Origin of the sequence: Brevibacterium siliguriense (genome assembly GCF_900105315.1) — a bacterium.
GTDB classification, from domain to species: domain Bacteria; phylum Actinomycetota; class Actinomycetes; order Actinomycetales; family Brevibacteriaceae; genus Brevibacterium; species Brevibacterium siliguriense.
Map to the genome: position 1 here is coordinate 3,983,240 of NZ_LT629766.1, position 16,946 is coordinate 4,000,185.

Annotated in this window: 12 protein-coding genes; 5 read left to right on the top strand and 7 right to left on the bottom strand. The window is 59.5% G+C overall.

What is annotated here, in order from left to right:
- The first annotated feature begins 4 nt into the window (after positions 1 to 4).
- Both BLU88_RS17860 and BLU88_RS17865 read left to right on the top strand, forming a co-directional pair.
- Positions 5 to 226 (top strand): helix-turn-helix transcriptional regulator, encoded by a 222-nt coding sequence (locus BLU88_RS17860; protein WP_092016893.1) that lies wholly within the window; start codon positions 5 to 7, stop codon positions 224 to 226.
- Between the two features lie 107 nt (positions 227 to 333).
- The gene (locus BLU88_RS17865; protein ID WP_092016895.1) at positions 334 to 2,040 is read left to right on the top strand and encodes a DUF885 domain-containing protein; all 1,707 of its coding nucleotides are present in this window, start codon (positions 334 to 336) and stop codon (positions 2,038 to 2,040) included.
- A gap of 65 nt (positions 2,041 to 2,105) precedes the next feature.
- On the opposite strand, the gene BLU88_RS17870 is transcribed toward BLU88_RS17865, so the two are convergent.
- From BLU88_RS17870 to BLU88_RS17895, 6 genes are all read right to left on the bottom strand, one after another.
- Positions 2,106 to 3,908 carry an ABC transporter family substrate-binding protein gene (locus tag BLU88_RS17870; protein ID WP_092016897.1) on the bottom strand — a complete coding sequence of 601 codons (1,803 nt, stop codon included), beginning with the start codon at positions 3,906 to 3,908 and terminating at the stop codon, positions 2,106 to 2,108.
- Between the two features lie 72 nt (positions 3,909 to 3,980).
- The gene (locus BLU88_RS17875; RefSeq protein WP_092016899.1) at positions 3,981 to 4,646 is read right to left on the bottom strand and encodes an ABC transporter permease; all 666 of its coding nucleotides are present in this window, start codon (positions 4,644 to 4,646) and stop codon (positions 3,981 to 3,983) included.
- Positions 4,646 to 5,365, bottom strand: coding sequence for an ABC transporter permease (locus tag BLU88_RS17880; RefSeq protein WP_092016901.1), 720 nt, complete (start codon positions 5,363 to 5,365; stop codon positions 4,646 to 4,648). Before BLU88_RS17880 ends, BLU88_RS17875 begins: the two co-directional genes overlap by 1 nt.
- On the bottom strand, positions 5,362 to 6,381 hold the full coding sequence (locus tag BLU88_RS17885; protein WP_092016903.1) for an ABC transporter ATP-binding protein: 1,020 nt from the start codon (positions 6,379 to 6,381) through the stop codon (positions 5,362 to 5,364). The genes BLU88_RS17880 and BLU88_RS17885 overlap by 4 nt, the downstream gene beginning before the upstream one ends.
- Position 6,382: 1 nt before the next feature.
- A complete protein-coding gene (locus BLU88_RS17890; RefSeq protein WP_092016905.1) occupies positions 6,383 to 7,351 on the bottom strand; it encodes an ABC transporter substrate-binding protein in 969 nt (322 codons plus the stop codon).
- Positions 7,352 to 7,357: 6 nt separating this feature from the next.
- Positions 7,358 to 9,514, bottom strand: a complete 2,157-nt coding sequence (locus BLU88_RS17895; RefSeq protein WP_092016907.1) for a CocE/NonD family hydrolase — start codon at positions 9,512 to 9,514, stop codon at positions 7,358 to 7,360.
- Between the two features lie 160 nt (positions 9,515 to 9,674).
- On the opposite strand from BLU88_RS17895, the gene BLU88_RS17900 reads away from it, so the two are divergent.
- Entirely contained in the window at positions 9,675 to 10,598 is a 924-nt protein-coding gene (locus tag BLU88_RS17900; RefSeq protein WP_092016909.1) for an LCP family protein, read from the top strand.
- A 14-nt stretch (positions 10,599 to 10,612) separates the two neighbouring features.
- On the opposite strand, the gene BLU88_RS17905 is transcribed toward BLU88_RS17900, so the two are convergent.
- A complete protein-coding gene (locus BLU88_RS17905; RefSeq protein WP_092016911.1) occupies positions 10,613 to 12,418 on the bottom strand; it encodes an asparagine synthetase B family protein in 1,806 nt (601 codons plus the stop codon).
- Positions 12,419 to 12,990: 572 nt separating this feature from the next.
- On the opposite strand from BLU88_RS17905, the gene BLU88_RS17910 reads away from it, so the two are divergent.
- Together BLU88_RS17910 and BLU88_RS17915 are read left to right on the top strand one after the other, a co-directional pair.
- Positions 12,991 to 15,015: a CDP-glycerol glycerophosphotransferase family protein gene (locus BLU88_RS17910; protein WP_157689206.1), complete on the top strand. Its 2,025-nt coding sequence runs from the start codon at positions 12,991 to 12,993 to the stop codon at positions 15,013 to 15,015.
- Complete coding sequence (locus BLU88_RS17915) at positions 15,012 to 16,877, top strand: hypothetical protein (protein WP_157689208.1); 1,866 nt, start codon at positions 15,012 to 15,014, stop codon at positions 16,875 to 16,877. The genes BLU88_RS17910 and BLU88_RS17915 overlap by 4 nt, the downstream gene beginning before the upstream one ends.
- The last annotated feature ends 69 nt before the right edge of the window (positions 16,878 to 16,946 follow it).

The following is a 16,946-nucleotide window of genomic DNA, read 5'->3' on the forward strand; positions in this document are numbered from 1 at the left end:
GGAAGTGGCAGAGATCGTTCACAACCGCATCGCGATGCTCCGGTCTGAGCGCAAGGTCTCGCGTCGCGAGCTCGCCGAGGCGCTCGGAGTCCACTATCAGACGATCGGATACTTGGAGCGCGGTGAGTACAGCCCCAGCCTCTACTTGGCTCTGCGCATCGCCGAATACTTCGAGGTCCATGTCGAGGTGGTCTTCTCCACCCGAGAATTCCCGCGCATCGGGTGAGGAAATGGCTGCCGTCGGTCAGGACTGCGGCAACCACATCCGGGGCACTTCGTTCCGGCCTGTGGTCGAGGAGTCACTGAGCTCACTGCCTCGGATACAGTTCCATCATGGCTTCCCACGCAGAACCGACTTCCCGCAGAGAACCTTCGGCTATCGATGCCATCGCCGATGCCTACTTCGACGATCTGTGTGTCCTCTCCCCGTCGATCTCGCTGTTCCTCGGAACCGAGAACCCGCACGGTTTCGACGACTACTCCCCCGACGGGCTGAAAGCAGCCAACGACCTGCGCGCTCGCACACTGGCCAAGGTCGATGCTGCGGAGGCCGACGGGCTTATGATGAACAGCCTCGATGAGACCGATCTCGTTACCATCGACGCGATGCGAGAACGGTTGGGCACCGCCAGGGACCTCTTTGAAGCGGGCCTGCAGCACACTGTCCTCAATGTCATCGAATCGCCGGTCCAACAGATGCGGGACATCTTCGATCTCCTTCCCACGGACTCCACAGCAGGTTGGGAGACCGTCTCTACCACCATGGCCGCATTGCCGGGCTCGATCGAGGGTTACCGAGAATCACTACGATATGCACGGGACCAGCTCGACCGGGTGCCCGCACGCCTCCAGATTGAGCGAGTTGCCGACCAGGCAGATGCGCTCGGTCAGCCAGACAGCCGTTTCACCACGATTGCCAAAGAGGCCGGTAGCACCACCGGCGAAACCCTCGCCCGCGAGCTGTCCTCTCACGCCCAATCTGCCAGAGCGGCCTTCAGCAGCCTCGCCCATTTCCTCCGCACCGAACTGACCCAGCATGCACCGGAGAATGAAGCCTGCGGTCGCGACGATTATGCACTGCTCTCACGTGAGTTCCTCGGCGCCGAGGTCGATCTGGAAGAGACGTACGATTGGGCTCTCGAAGAACTGGCCGCCATCGATGCCGAACAGAAGCAGACCGCGGCCCGCATCGACCCGAACTTCGAACTCTTCGAGCTCATGGCCCGACTCGACAGCGATCCGCAGCGCGCTCTCCACGGCACGCAGGCTCTTCAGGAGTGGATGCAGACGGTCGCCGACGAAGCGATCACAGAACTCGGCAAGACCCACTTCGACATTCCGGAACCGCTGCGGACAATCGAGTGCATGATTGCTCCCTCGGCCACCGGAGCGGTCTACTATTCTCAGCCCAGCGAGGACTTCACCCGTCCGGGCCGGATGTGGTGGTCGGTGCCCGACGGCGTCACCGAATTTGCCACGTGGCAGGAGAAGACCACGGTTTACCACGAAGGCGTTCCGGGCCATCATCTGCAGATGGGGCAGGCGTCCTATCTCGCCGATTCGCTGAACAAGTGGCGGCGGCACGTCTGCTGGGTCTCCGGCCACGGTGAGGGCTGGGCCCTCTACGCCGAACGGCTCATGGCCGAACTCGGCTTCCTCGACGAACCCGGCGACTATCTGGGCATGCTCGACTCCCAGCGGCTGCGCACCTCACGGGTGGTCGTCGATATCGGCTTCCACCTCGGCCTCAATGCCCCGGCCCACCTCGGCGGTGGAACCTGGGACCGCGCTAAGGCGTGGGAGTTCCTCACACAGAACGTTGCCATGGACCGGACCTTCCTTGCCTTCGAGCTCGACCGATACCTCGGTTGGCCCAGGCAGGCTCCGAGCTACAAGATCGGTCAGCGATTGTGGGAGGACATCAGAGACGAATCACGCGCTGCTGCGGGCACAGGGTTCGACCTCAGAGATTTCCACGGTCGCGCACTGAACCTCGGGTCGATCGGACTCGATCCGCTGCGCAGGGCGCTGCTGCGCTGAGTCCGGTCCGTCTCCGGGAGGGGGTGTGTCTCTCCAGCGCCCCCTCCCGGCAGGCCGTTGCGACCTTATTTGGTCTCCCATTCCCAGTAGTTCCAGAACATCGACGGATCGAGCGTCGTCGTCGATACGTTAGAGACTTTGTCCCCGTGGATCGTCAGAGACGGGTGCTGGAAGAGCGGCAGCCCGAAGGCATCATCGACGAGCTGCTTCTCGACGTCTCCGGCCAAAGAAGCCTGCTTGTCCGGGTCGATGGTCACCAACATCTCATCGAGCGTCTTCGTCAGATCCTTGTTGTCGTACCCGCTGTAGTTGTTCAGCGCGCCCTTGCGGTAGTACGAGTCCGACTCCGTCACCGCCGTCGTGCTTAGCGCCCACCCGAACAGCGAGGCATCGTAGGTTCCATCGCCGAGGCGGGTCCCCCAGTTGACGTCACCGGCGTCTTCGACCTTGAAACCGGCCTTCTCTGCTGATTCCTTGATCAGCGCGAACAGTTGGGAACGTCTGGCATTCGTGTTGTCGTAAAGGAAGCGCACGCTCGGCCCCTGGGCACCAGCTTCGTCCAGCAGCTTCTTCGCTCCATCGATGTCGACCTCGTCGTAGTCCGATATTCCGGACTCGGCGACGATGTCGTCGTACAGCGGCGAGTCAGGAGCCTGGTTGAACGAATCCCGTACCTCGGCCTCTTCGTTGAGAGGCTTGATGAGGCGGTCGACGATCTCCTGGCGCGGCAGTGTTTTGAGGAATGCCTGACGAACCTTGAGCGCGGCGTCTTCGTCGCCGCCATAGCTGGCCGGGTCGAAGGGACCGTTGTTGTCGAACGTGAGGTCGACATGTTCGAACGTGGCGTCCTCGCCGGGCAGGATCGACACATCCTCGAGCTTCTCAGCGGCGGAGAGGACATCAGCCGTCGACTGCGGCTGAGTCAGGTCGACCTCCCCGTTCTCGATCGCTTGGACCATGGCCATCGGGTCGCCGTTGTAGCGGATCGTCACAGTGTCGATCTTGGGTTCGACCGGTCCGGTGTAGTCCTCGTCGCGAGACAGTGTGAGGTACTGCCCCTCTTCGAAGTCGGTGATCTCAAAGGGTCCGTTGTGAACGAGAAGGTCTTTGTTCTCCGGCATCGAGGTGAAATCGAAACCGGTGTTCCAGAAGTTCGAGATTTTCGACAGGGCAGTCTTGTCGCCGGTTTCGATCGCCTCGAGGATCGCGTCCTTGCCCTCCTGCGGGTCTGTGGTGCCCAAAGCATTCTTGGCCACGATGTGTGCAGGCACTCCCGAACCGTAGGCTCCGAGACCGAATTCGGTCTCCCAGTCGGCGAAAGGCTCCGAGTACGTGAACGTCACTGCTTTGCCGTCCTCGCTGATCTCAGGGAAGTCCTCGATCAGTGGAGCGCCCACCGCCGAGGAGTCGAAGAAGACCGTGCCGTCGGGATTGTCCTGCAGGGTGCCGTCATCGTCTCGGTTGTCATCGACGGTATTGAAGTGCTGTGACCGTGCCGCCCAGGTCAGAGCGAGGTCTGCGGCGTCGACCGGAGTTCCGTCCGACCAGTTCGCCTCCTCGCCGAATGTGTACTTGACCTTCAGCGGATCGTCGGAGACCTTCTCCACTTCACCGAGCGCACCATCGTGGAGTTTGAGGTCATCGTCGTAGTACTTGAAATTGTCATTGCTCATATAGGCGACGATGGTGTTGGCGACGGCGTTGCCGTCCATCGTCATGTCATTCATCGACCGGAACGCTTCGTTCCATCCGATGTTGAGCACCGACCCATTGCCGCCCGATGAGTCGCCGCCGCCAGGCGGCGTACATCCGGTCATGACGATCGCCGTAGCAGCGGCAAGGCTTCCAGCGATGAAATGCTTCTTCACATTGTCCTCTGTTTCCTAGTGATCTTCTGTGGGTGGAGCAGACCTGGTGTGCCGCGGTGTCTGCGGCCGTCCTCACATGGCGTTCGTGTTCTGGAGCTGTCTCACTCCGGCCGGAGCGCTGATGCGCAGAAGGAGCGCGAATGCCTGGTCGACGAGGATGGCGAGTACTGCGACCCAGATGGCACCCGCGACGACTCCCTCCATCCCGTAGGCGACCTGGTTGAGGATGACATCGCCGAGTCCACCGCTGCCGGCGATCGTGGCGATGGTCGCCGAGCTCACGGTCAGCACAGCGGAGGTGCGGATGCCCGCGATGATCATGGGCAGCCCCAAGGGCAGTTCGACCTTGAGCAGCACCTGGCCGGGTGACATGCCCATACCGCGAGCAGCGCGAGTGAGGTCACGGTCGATCGAGTCGACGGCTTGGAAGGCGTAGCTGAGGATCGGCGGGAAGGCGAGCAGGAACAGGGCGATCATCGCGTTGAGCATGCCGATGCCCACGAAGCCGATGAGGATTGCGATAAGCGCGAGACTCGGCAGGGCACGACCAATGTTGGTCACGCTTACGGCGAGGAACTCGCCGCGGTGGGCGTGGCCGAGCCAGACCCCGATGGGCACACCGAGGACGATGGCCGCCAACAGCGGGATGAGACTGATGACCAGGTGGTCGCCGGTCTTGGTCAGCAGCAGTCCGACGTTGTCGATCATGAAGGGGAAGGCCCCGAAGATGACGTCCATCAGCTCCTCGCTTTCGTCCAGGGAGTCAGCACTCTGCCCAGCAGCACGAGCAGACCGTCGAGCGCGAATGCCAGCAGCACGGCAAGCGCCCCGGCTCCGACGAACTGGGTGTTGAACGGTGAGGACACCGCTTTGATGATCGGCGATCCCAGACCGTCGTCGACGACGAAGGCCGCGATCGTGGCGATGCTGACCGTGAGCACCGTGGCTATGCGCAGCCCGGAGATGATCGACGGCAGCGCCAGAGGCAGCTCAACTTTGAGCAGCAGCTGATTGCGGTCGAGCCCCATGCCTGTCGCGGCTCTGCGAACATCATCGGGGACTCCGGAGAGTCCGACGAGGACGGCCTGGAAGATGATGACGAGGGTGAAGCACACGAGCGCGATCTCGACAGTCAGCAGGCTCAGTCCGGTGAGAGGCACGAGCAGCTGGAACAGTGCCAGCGGCGGCAGAGTGTAGAGGAAGGTCGCTGCCATACCGATCGGTCCGGCCAGCCACTTCTTCCGGTAGGCCAACAATCCGGCGCAGAAGGCGATGACGAACCCGATCGATACGGCGATCGCGACCATGATGATATGGCTGAGCAGCGGGGGCCAGAACACCGTCGACCATTGGCTGATGAACCAGTCGGTGCAGAATGCTCCGTTGTTGATCACACAGTCCGAGGCCTGCCCGTAGTCGGGGATGGCGGGATCGCCGGGTGGGGCGAAGTCGCTCATGCTCTCACGCCTTCCCGGTCCTCTCCGGCGGCCGGCGGTGCGATGAGATCGTGCAGGCTCACCTCGCCGAGGCGGCTGCCGCCAGTGTGGACAATGGCCCCTTCCGCTCGAGCGGCGGAGACGACGGACAGTGCTTCGCGCAGAGTCATCGTGGCCTCGACGTCGGGCCAGCCTGCCGTGGTGGTGCGGGCATCCTCGGGGCTGGTCGTCCCCGCAGTGACGATCTCGCCGACGGTCGTCAGCGCCAGGCGTTTGAGCCCGCGCTCGGTTCCGAGGAATTCGGCGACGAAGTCATCGGCCGGATTCGACAGCACCTCGGCGGGCGCACCGAACTGGGCGAGCTTGCCGCCGGGTTTGAGGATGGCGATCCGGTCGGCCATCTTGATCGCCTCATCGATGTCGTGAGTGACGAACAGCGTCGTCTTGCCCACGGCCCGGTGGATGGCGAGGAATTCGTCCTGGACTGCGACTCGGGTGATCGGGTCGAGGGCACCGAAGGGTTCGTCCATGAGCATCACCGGCGGGTCGGCGGCGAGCGCCCGGGCGATGCCCACACGCTGCTGCTGTCCACCGGAGAGCTGAGCCGGGTAGCGCGGCAACCAGGTCTCGACCGGGCTGAGGCCGACGAGCTCGAGCAGTTCGGCTGTGCGGGTGCGAATCCGCTGCTTGTCCCAGCCGAGGATCGCGGGGACGGTGGCGATGTTGTCGGCGACCGTGTAATGCGGGAAGAGCCCGGACTGCTGGATCGCGTAGCCGATAGTCCGCCGCAGTTCGATGACCGACTGGTCGGTGATCGAGCGGTCGCCGATGCGGATATCGCCGCTGGTGAGGTCGACGAGCCTGTTGACCAGTTGCAGGGCTGTGGTCTTTCCCCCGCCGGAGGGTCCGACGAGGCAGACGAGTTCGCCGGCTGCGACTTCGAGGTCGAGGGCGTCGAGGGCGGGCGCTGCCGCGCCCGGGTAGGTCTTCGTGGCTCGGTCGAAGGTGATCGAGGAGCCTGTTGAGTGCTGAGTCATTTCACATCAATCCGTTCTCATCGAGGAACATCTTCGCCACATGTGCCGGGTCGAGCCGGTTGATGGCGGAGGCCTCGTTCATCGCCTGGATCGCTTCCAGGGTGAGCAGTGACTGCAGTTCGTCGAGGAACTCCGACGCATCGTCATCGAGTTCGGCGAAGGCATCGTCCCGGATGAGGGGGACGACGTTCTGGAAGCCGAAGAGCTTCTTGTCGTCATCGAGGACGACAAGATCGCTGCGCAGCAGCTGCGGGTCGGTGGTGAAGACATCCGCCGCGTCGATCTCGCCGCGTTCGATGGCTTGGTAGTTCAGTCCGATGCTCAGTGTCTTGAGCTTCATGTTGTCCAGACCGTAGGTGTCGACGATTCCCTCATACCCCTGTGCGCCGGTGACGTTGTCGGGATAGGTCGAGTATGTGAAGTCGCCGATTCCCTTGAGGTCCGACATGGTCGTCAGATCATGCTCATTGGCGAATTCCTTGCGCACGGCGACGGCGTTCTTGTTCTCGAACGGCGTCGCCCGCAGCATCGTCACGTTGTTGTCCTCCGCCCAGGTCTGCGCGAGGTCGTAGGTCTCTTGCGCGGAGTCCATGAGCTTCTCTTCACCCATGAAGGTCACCAGCATGACGCCCGTGTATTCCGGGTAAAGGTCGATCTGGCCTGACAGCAGGGCTGTGTTGATGATGTCGCTGGAGCCGACGTTCGTCTTCAGATCGACGGTGTAGCCGAGGTTCCGCAGACCTTGAGCGTAGAGTTCACCGGTGATCCAGCTTTCGGCGAAGCCTTTGGAGCCAACGGTGATCGACCGCGTGCTCTTTTTCGCCGCGGACTGGTCACCATCCTGGCTGCTGCTGCATCCGCTCAGCGTGGCTCCGGCGGCGCCGATCGCTCCCAGGCTCAGCAGGCCTCTGCCGAGTCCGGTGAGCGCTTGGCGTCTGTTGTACTGTCCGATTTGTCCGAATTTGGCCATCCCGCCTCAGTTCAGGTGGCGAGGAATGCTCGCCGAGGTGGTTCGAGTGTGGAATCGCTGTCCGTCGAGGTAAGCGACGAGTTCGTTGGTGACGAGGAAGTTGTCCTCATCACCGCGCATCGTCGACCGGGAGCGCAGTTCGACGTCCCATCCCGCATCGGCTGATGCGGTCGCGGCGGCCTGCGCGTGGTTCGCACCGATTTCGAGGGCCGGGCGTCGGTAGATGATCGTTCTTTCACACGTCGCCACAGGAGACAGTGCATCGGTCTCACTGCGTGAGTAGGAGTCGCGTTCATTCGTGTAGTAGAAGAGGCCGTCGCTGAGGTCGGTCTGCCAATCCTCGGTCACCGTCGTCACCGTGGCGCTGCGGCCGACGAGATCCCAGTCGAGCTCACGCGTCATCGGGGCACCGTCGGCGTCAATGACCGACACCGGTGGGGTCGGCGGGGTGCCCAGCTGTGCGGTCACCTCGGCGGAGATGCGGGCGTCGTCGTCCTCGGACGTGACAGTGCGGATGGGCAGTGTCAGCTCAGGGGTGGAGTCGACGGTGATGAGTGTGGTCTCCGGTGAGGGCCAGAGGTTGGGCCAGAAGCTCGCGGAGATGCTCAGGCGCAGCCGATGCCCGGGGGCGAACCGGTGTGCCGTGGCCAGCAGCGGGAAATCGACGTCGACGGGAGTTCCCGGCGTGAGCGCCTCGGGGTGTTCATGGCTCGAATGATGGGTGAGGTTGAACAGTCCGAGCGTCACGAGGCGTGAGCTGCCGTCAGGAGCGACATCGCACAGACGTGCTGCGATGACTCCTCGATCGTGATCGGAGGTGAGCGTCGCTCGCACGGTCGGTGTGCCGACGATCTCCAGACCGTTCTCGAGAGTCCAGTCGCAGGTGTAGGACCGGGCATCGTCGGCGGCCTGGTCTCCCGCCATCCCGGCGGCTTCGCCGAACTGCAGCCAGCTTTCTCCCTGGAAGCCCAACAGCGCAGTGGAATCGAGCGGAGCTAGGTCGGAGATGTGCGCCTCATCGGCGGGCATCACCGTGTCCGTGATCTGCGGGCTCGGCCAGGTCGCCTCGGCGATCCATCGTCCGGGGCGGTGCTCACGGTCGGAGTAGATGGGGGTGCTGTCGGGAACATAGGCGCGCAGCTGCGGCTGTTCGTCAACACCGTTGTCGATCCCGCTCATCCACTTGTCCCACCACCGGAGGGCTTCGGAGATGAAGTCGATGCCGGGGCCAGGAGCGGCCTGGTGGGGATAGTTATGCGCCCAGGGGCCCAGCAGAGCATGAACTGCCGGGGAATCGGGGTCGGTGCTCCGGCGACGATTCGCGTTGTCCATGAGGCGGAAGAGGGTGGTCCGGTATTCGTCGAGCAGTCCGCCGACGGCCAGCACGGGGACCTCGATGGCGTCCGGTGTCTCGCACACGGAAGCGTGTTTCCAGTAGTCGTCGCGCCGCTGGTGTCCGAGCCAGTCCTCGATGTTCACCGGGGCTTCGTCGATACGCCGCCTCCAGTCGTCTTTCCAGCCGTCACCCATGATCGCGGGGTCCTGTGGGCGAGCGTTGTAGGCCCACATCGTCGAGGCCCAGGAGAGCATCTGGTCACCGACGATGGTTCCGCCGTTGTAGTGGACGTCGTCGGCATAGCGGTCGTCGGTGGAGCAGATGGTGATGACGGCGGCGAGTTCCGGTGGCTGCAGGGCAGCAAGCTGCAGGCCGTTGAATCCGCCCCACGACTTGCCGATGACGCCGACCTTGCCGCTGCACCAGTCTTGCGCGGCGATCCACTTGAGCACCTGCAGTCCGTCGTCGAGTTCTGTTGCCGAGTACTCATCGGTCATGACACCGGTCGAGTCTCCGCAGCCGCGAAGATCGACACGGACACTGGCATAGCCAGCGCGGGCGAACTCAGGGTGGATCGTGTCATCGCGACCGGCGGTCATGTCGTTCTTGCGGTAGGGAATGTACTCAAGAACAGCGGGAACCGCTTCGTCACCGAGATCTTCCGGCAACCAGACCCGAGCCGCGAGTTCGACCCCATCGCTCAGGGGGATGCGAGTGTGTTTGATGATGCGCACCGGTCGGGGATCGTTGCGGTAACGGTCGGCCGGGGCCGGTGAAGAAGTGGGGGTGCCGTCGGGAAGTGCGGAGTTCTCAGTATTCGATGACATGGGCATCTACACTAACAAAGCACCTGCATGGCCATTCAGTTACCCCGTCATCTGAGATCTCAATGCAGGTGAGACGTGCGGCTCCTTGAGATCGCCGCCCCCACCCGCGGCTATTATTGGGACCATCACCATGTGACCTGACAGAGGAAGTAGGACTGCCATGGCCAAGCTGACGAAGATGGTATCGGCCATCGGTTCTCTCAAGGACCTCAACTCCGCCCGCGCCGAGTTCGATGACACGTCGAAGACCATTCCTGCCGAGACGGCTTTCCCACCCGCGGACATCCGCCCAGATGCGGACGATTCCCGCACCCTCATGCTTCGGGTGACGAACCCCGCAAACCTCGCCGAGGCAGCCCCACAGTCACCGAGCCAAGGTGACACGTTCGCTGTCATTCATGTTCCTGCCGCCGTCGAATTCGCCGCCGTTCTCGTGTTCAATCCGTCGACGCAGGTCGAATCGGGTCAGACGTTCGGCACGATCGCCGATGACGGTGGATGGCCGGTCGTCGTGGCCATGGCCGAGGAGTTCCTCGGTATCCGCATCGATCACATTGCACAGCTGGAATCGGAAGCGCTGGATCGAGTCATCGACGAGCTCGGCGGTCTGCAGGTCTATAGCCGCGCTGCGTTCAACGCCGGCGGCACCGGCTTCGTCGAGGGGACGAACAATCTCGACGGCGCAACATCGTCGATCTTCACTGCGGTGGATCCGGTCGATGATGCCGGCCAGACACGGACCCGCAACCAGCGTGCGGTCATGCGTGCGCTCGTTCAGGGACTCAAGTCAGGCGGGCTGGTCAAAGATCCGAACAAGGGCGCCGCCGTGCTCGGCCATTTCGCGTCGGGCATTCAGCACAATGCAGAGCTGTCTACGGGTGAACTCGTCAAGATCGCCAATGGCCTCCGCACCCTGCAGACGGACGACATCGCGGTCGTCACCGTACCAACGAACTCTCGCCGCGAAGACGACGGCACAGTCATCATCGACTTCGACCCCGAGGCGGTTCGGGCGCTCAAGAACGCTTTGACCAGCAACGACCTTGCAGATTTCTTCCGCTATCTCGTCTCCCTCGGGTACTGAGAGAACACGTCGATCTATCCGCGCAGAGCCTCCCCTGGTATAGCCGCCGCACTGGTCGTCGCATAACCCAGGTCGAGGGATCCTCGTCGCTCCCAGTATTCAGTTGCAGAATCCAAGATAGTGATGAAGCACCGAGAGGCTCTGCACCATGACTCTGTGGTCACCGTGCGCAGAGACCGGACTCCCAGACTGACGCGATCGCCCGGATGAAGCCCGAACACAGCCCAGTAGCTGGTGTCTGAATCGAATCCGATCTTGTGAGCAACAAGAGTCTCCCCATTCACCTCGACCTCAAAGCGCATATAGTCAGTGCCCCTTGAGTTGACGTAATTGCTGCGCAGGCTGAATGTGAGGACACTGGAACTCTCGTCCGACCAAGTCACGACTCGCCTGGCGAATGCACCTGCTCCAAGCGCTTCGGCCGGAATCTTAATTTCGCCCCGCGGGCAGTCGACTGACTGGCTGTTGGATTCCATCGACAGCGGCCCGGCCGACAGCGGATGGTCATGGTTATCCCCGGCTCGTCCTATCCAGGGTGGAGCCGCGGCTGCTTGAAACTTTGCCTCGGTGAGCGACTCTCGAAGAACAATGTTTTGCTTGTAGAGATTGCTCTTATTGTTGATTCCAGGAAAATTGAGCTCGGGCCAGTTGCGGTCAATGAGCTCGGTAAACATGATCCCGGACCGTCGTTCGTCCTCAGGTCCGGCGAGCCCGAGTTCGACGATGGCTCGCATGTTCATTGGCGAGATCGAGTCGAAAGCCGGGTCGGTTTCGTTGTAGATCTCGGCCAGCCATCGCCCCATCCGGATCTCCCAATAGAACATGTCCGAGGCAACGAAGTCGTGCAGCGCATCCGGGTAGCCGAACTGCGACAGTGTCGCATCGAGCTTCGTCTGATAGTCCTTGATCTCTTCTTCGTCGAGGTTCACGCTCTTCAGGCGTGAGTACATGAGGCCTTGGACCAGGTCGATCGGGTCCCTCCTCTTGGTCGATCCGTAGTACGAACGGATCGTCTCTTGAGTGTTGCCTCTGAAATGCAGCCCAGTGCTATTTCCGAATTTCTCGACATATCGGGCAACGAGCCATCGACCGTGTTCGACAAGAGAGTTCTTGTCAGCAATGGCCTTGTCTTCTTCGGTGAATCTTGCGCCTTCTCCATGCACGATCGGCACGTGATTGACGTGAGCAAGTGCCAGTACTTGCCGAGAGAGGTCACGATCCATCTGCATGGCCTGCGCCCAATTGCCGGTCCCATTGTTGGTGAAATAGGTAAATGCGTCGACTTTGTCTCTGTGCTCACGCAGTGCGGCAAGTACCACTCGGGAGTCCAGTCCACCGGACAAAGAGACAATGAACCGATCAGTCACCTGCGACAGTGCTCGGATCTGACTACCCCACAGGTAATTGATCTCTTCAATACGGTCAGAAACCGACAAATTCGCGAAGCGGTTTTCACCTCGGGGGAAATACCGATGGACTGCGCGCACGTCAAGATCGAGATAGTGGTTCGGCAGCAAAGCTCGAATCCGCGAGTATGGTGTCTCGTCCCACGCGAACGACAGCGGCAGAAGCGCCCATGACCGATCTCTCTTAAGAGCTTCGTGTTCGCGCCTCTCGTCACCAATAACATTCCCAAGCAAATGTGCGTGCGAACTGAACGTCGGGCTCTCCTGGTCGTAGTAAACGCTTCGAGTCCCGTGGGCGTCGTGAAAGACCCGGACTTGACCATCCACTTCCACAAGGATGACGTAGCGACCGCCGACGCGATCGAGCGCATCGAGGAATCGTCTTTCACTTGCCCCCAACTCGATGCCCAACATCTCGGCAACGACCTGTAAATCGGCAGATGGCGCTGTCTCGGACTCCCGTGGAGGGACGAATGCGGCAACACCATATATGAGGAGTTCGACCGATCGCGACCGGAATATGCCGGGCGTGTATTCACTATCGAACCAGAAACTGAGGTCTCCAAAACGGACGTGCCCGAAATGTGGAAGAAACTCACATAATTTCGAGTTTCTAGTTGATATTCGGAGCCCGACGAACCCCCGGGGATATAAACGCATCTTTGAGGACATAGGCCAAATATAGGCATATGTCACTGGCGCGCTGTCCGGGCCGGCCAATTCTAAAAGTCCATCAGATGAATTCTCGACAGTTCTTCATGATCGCGCCGAAGAAGAGTCACTCACCCAAGGGAACGAAATGAAATAGCCCTGCGCGCCGCACGCGGTTCGGCCGCAGGATGACGCCGGCTACCAAAACCAGACTAGGTCGGGACGATGGACCAGACACCACACGCGGCAATCACTTCAATCCCTGCGTTCATGTAAAATCTACGCTGGGTTCACCTACAACGACAGTGAACCCGAGGGTACGTCGCGAGGAATGCATGATCGAAACAGAACCAATGCTCACCGTGGTGTTTGAGGCTCCCGAAACTCTGGACAGAGAATCGACAACCTATCGCAGACTCATTGCCGCACGCCTGCACTGGGACGCTGAGTTCGAACTGCGCATCGTAGACCACGCACTCTCCACCAAAGACATCATCGACATCTGTTCGAGGCTCTCCAGCAAGTACGTCGTCTTCATGCGGCACAATCATCAGATTTCGGCAGATTACCTCCAAACGCTGCTCAAGTACCTGTCCACTCGAACTGTGTTTCTCGCAGAACCCTACTTGTTCACCGGCGCAGTTCCGAAGAATCCCAGTAGCACCCTGGTCGACGCCAACTACCATTACTCTCGCGACACTGACATTTACGGGGTGGCTTTCAATACTCAGCGACTTGCGGATGCGTTGGAAGCCATAGGAGACCTGGATCGAACCGGCCTGTACATCGGCTACAGACTGTATTGGTCGATCAATAGCGTCAAACCTCTGGAGACTGGTTACTCCGTTGCTTCAGATACGAAGGCGGCGATTGGCCTGCAACTCGACGCCGAAACCAAGCGTCTCGTACCGAATCTGCCGAATCTCTCAATTGAATTGCGCGTGCGTGTCCTTAGATACCTCGTGCTCTATCTTCGCGGATTACGTGAGTGCAATCGGACCAATGTCTCAATCCCCTATCTGCGCGATGTCGTGAGCACCTATCAGTTGAACGACATCGTCAACTATGCCGAACACATGCATTCCTTCGAGTGCGTATGGATCTCATGGTTAGCAGAACCGGAGACGAACGAGAAACTCTTCAAAGAAATGTCAGCTGAAGACTCGTACATCTCGTTTCGAGACCCGGGGCAGGTCGAGCCTGGAGACACCGTGCTGCACGTAATTCAGTTCAGCGATCGCGAGCTCACGATTAGCAAAGTCTATCGTCCGCGCGACGAACGACCCGAGCTGAACGATCCATCACATTTTGACTTTTATCAGAGTCCCGTCACTCCACAATCAAAGATTCTCTTCTTTGATCGACCGATGCAGGCAGACGACAACGCCGAATACTTGTACGCCCACTTCGTCGAGCAATACCCAGAATTCAAAAACGTCTACTTCGCCCTGAACCCGAAGAGTCCCGACTGGGACCGTCTCACAGAGCGCGGCTTCAAGCTCATCCCATTCTTCACCAAAGAATTCTACGAGACGTTCCTCCGTAGCGACCTCGTGGTCGCTTCCCAGATCTATAACCTTCGCTACAAGGGCAAGACGCTTTCAAACTCGCGATTCGTCTATCTTCAACACGGCGTGCAGATCAACGATATGTCCACCTGGGTGGAGTCGAAGCTGTACGACATCTTTGTCGCAACTGGCAAAGTCGAAGCCGACTACCTCAAGAAGGTCGCCCCAAGAGAAACCCTCAACTCGGGATTGCCCCGTCTGCAGACGCTTGACAAAGCAGCCGACCGCTCCAACGACCTATTGTTCATGCCCACTTGGCGCTTCAATCTCCACCAGGTGTCTCCGGAGTCATTCCGAAAATCGAACTACTTCCGCGCGGTCAACGCTATACTCACCGATCGCGATCTCATCGATTACCTCGAACGCACCGACAGACGCCTCCGGGTGAAGCTGCACCCGAATATCGGAAAGAGAGCCAACCTCTTCACGTTCTCGCCCCGAGTCGTCGAATCGCATGAAAGCTACAGGGAAGCGATATCAGCAGCCGAATTCGTATTCACCGATTACAGTTCCGCAGTCCTCGACGCTGCATATATCGATACCCCAATCGCCTACTTTCAGTGGGACTCCGAAGAGTTCTTCCGCGAACAACCGTATGAAGGACGTTTGGACTATCGGGACGAAGGTCTCGGGCCAGTATTCCTATCGCACCAAGAAATCGTCGACCATATCGTTTCCGGCAGTTACCTCACCCCTGACTCACTGTATTCAAAACGCAAACAGAGCTTCTTCGCAGGTGTGCAGACCGAAAACATCAATGACACAATCATCGAGAGGATGCTCAAACTATGAGGCGGGCAATCGCCAGAATCGGCAAATCACTCTCGTCTTCGGTCAAGGGCTATGCATATGCACCTGCCCTCAGGAATGCCGCGCGCAAAGTCCTCACTTCTGAACGAGCTGATCCAATTCGCACCGCAATGGAAAAGCGAGGTCTCGCTGGCCACATAAATCGCTACACTTCGGAGACACTCCCGACAGGACAGTTCTTTGCGAAGCTGACAATCAACGATTGGGAACGATTCAACGGACAGTCCTTCCGGCTTCGCCAGGGCGATCGAGTGGTGTACGGAAACGAGATCGAACCGCCCGCAAAAGGTTTCCCGTTGGAGTATCGCAACTTCGTGGTCACCTCCTCTAATAAAGCAGATTTCCAACTGGATATCGATAGCGGATACACACTGCAGATCGGCCACGGCACTTTTTCCACCCCGCAACAAAGGGAATACGATAAGAAGTACGGTGTCCGCCAGCACGGGAACGTCTTCTATTCACTCAGAGGCAATACCACATCGCCGTCCAAGGTCATCGTGACCTTCCCCGGTTTCGGCCCGTCCACCTCTCGAATTTCCTATGCAGTGAGCTATCTGAAAGATCTCACAGACAGTGAGCTCGCGGACACGCTTATGATCTGTTTCCAAGATCGCTATCTCGCCGCCGGGTCCTATATGCTAGTTGACAGCGCTGGGCGGTCGGTCATCGACGAAGTTAACGCTGTCATAGACGGCTATATGCAGAAACACGACATCGACGACAGCCAAATGCTGATGTTCGGTGCCTCTAAGGGCGGGAGCATCGCGGTTCAGTACGCGGATCGCTTCCCGAAGGCTCAGCTCCTCTTGGCTGTGCCTCAGATGCACCTTCGCTACTATCTGAACAAGCCATTCTTTCGTGACAATCTATTCAAGCAAGATGGGCTCCACGACGTTCCTCAACCCGAGACTCTGCTTCGGAAATACTTTTCGGAGGGCAGAACAGTCCACTACTTCTATACGCTCGAAGATGAGCAGAGTAATTTCTCGCTGATTGAAACCATTGCCGATGTCGAAAACCTGACCAAGTATCGTTTCGACGGCAAACATGGTGACGTAGCCAGGAAGGCCCTGCCAACGATGATGGGAATCATCCGTCGGTTCCTTCGCGACAAGGACGACAGTCACAAGCTACCTGTACTATCCGACAGGATCTTCCTTGGTGAGCATAGCGTCGGCTATCAAGCTCGCATAGACGACGAACAAGCCACACATCTTCCTGCGAATTGGTACCTCCAGGGCCGGCTTGGACGAACCCGCTTCATGCAGAACTTGACCGACCACCATTATCCGTTTATCAAGTACACCAACGACAAACAACGTCTTTCACCTGATATTGATTACCTTGCCGCAATCGACAGCATTGTCGCCCTTGACCGTGACGGCAGAAAGTGGGAAGGGGATGTTTCGGGCTTCAATGAGCTTCCCACTGATTCCCCAGGATATATAGCCACCGCTGTTCCAAAGTTGCAGGTGGAAACCAGCGGACCGCATGAACATACAATCGTTTCGCACGACAAAGTCGCTAGTATTCATTACGTTTCGCGCCGAGGGCTCGGAAGTGACGACTGCATTGAAGTCCATATTGTCGAGGACCTGAACTACTTCGATCTCAATGGAGCCTGTCGTGAAACGACCGCTCGCTTCGTCGCAGCGGTGGAGACTACTCAGGTAGACGAACTCGTCGAACTCTTTGTCAGTCGTCTTCACATCGTCTCAGCTTGCGAATCTGTGGCGATACGTTACGACCCCAGCTATTCGGAATTGCTGAGTTCGGGACTTTTCACATCATCAAGTCAGTTTGACGACAGCGATGCATCGCTGTCGTCAACTAGGCACTGAGAATCGAAGCTACTGTGGAAGGAATCTGGGCGCTTCGACAATCCGGATAGGCGAATCATCTCGGCGAGA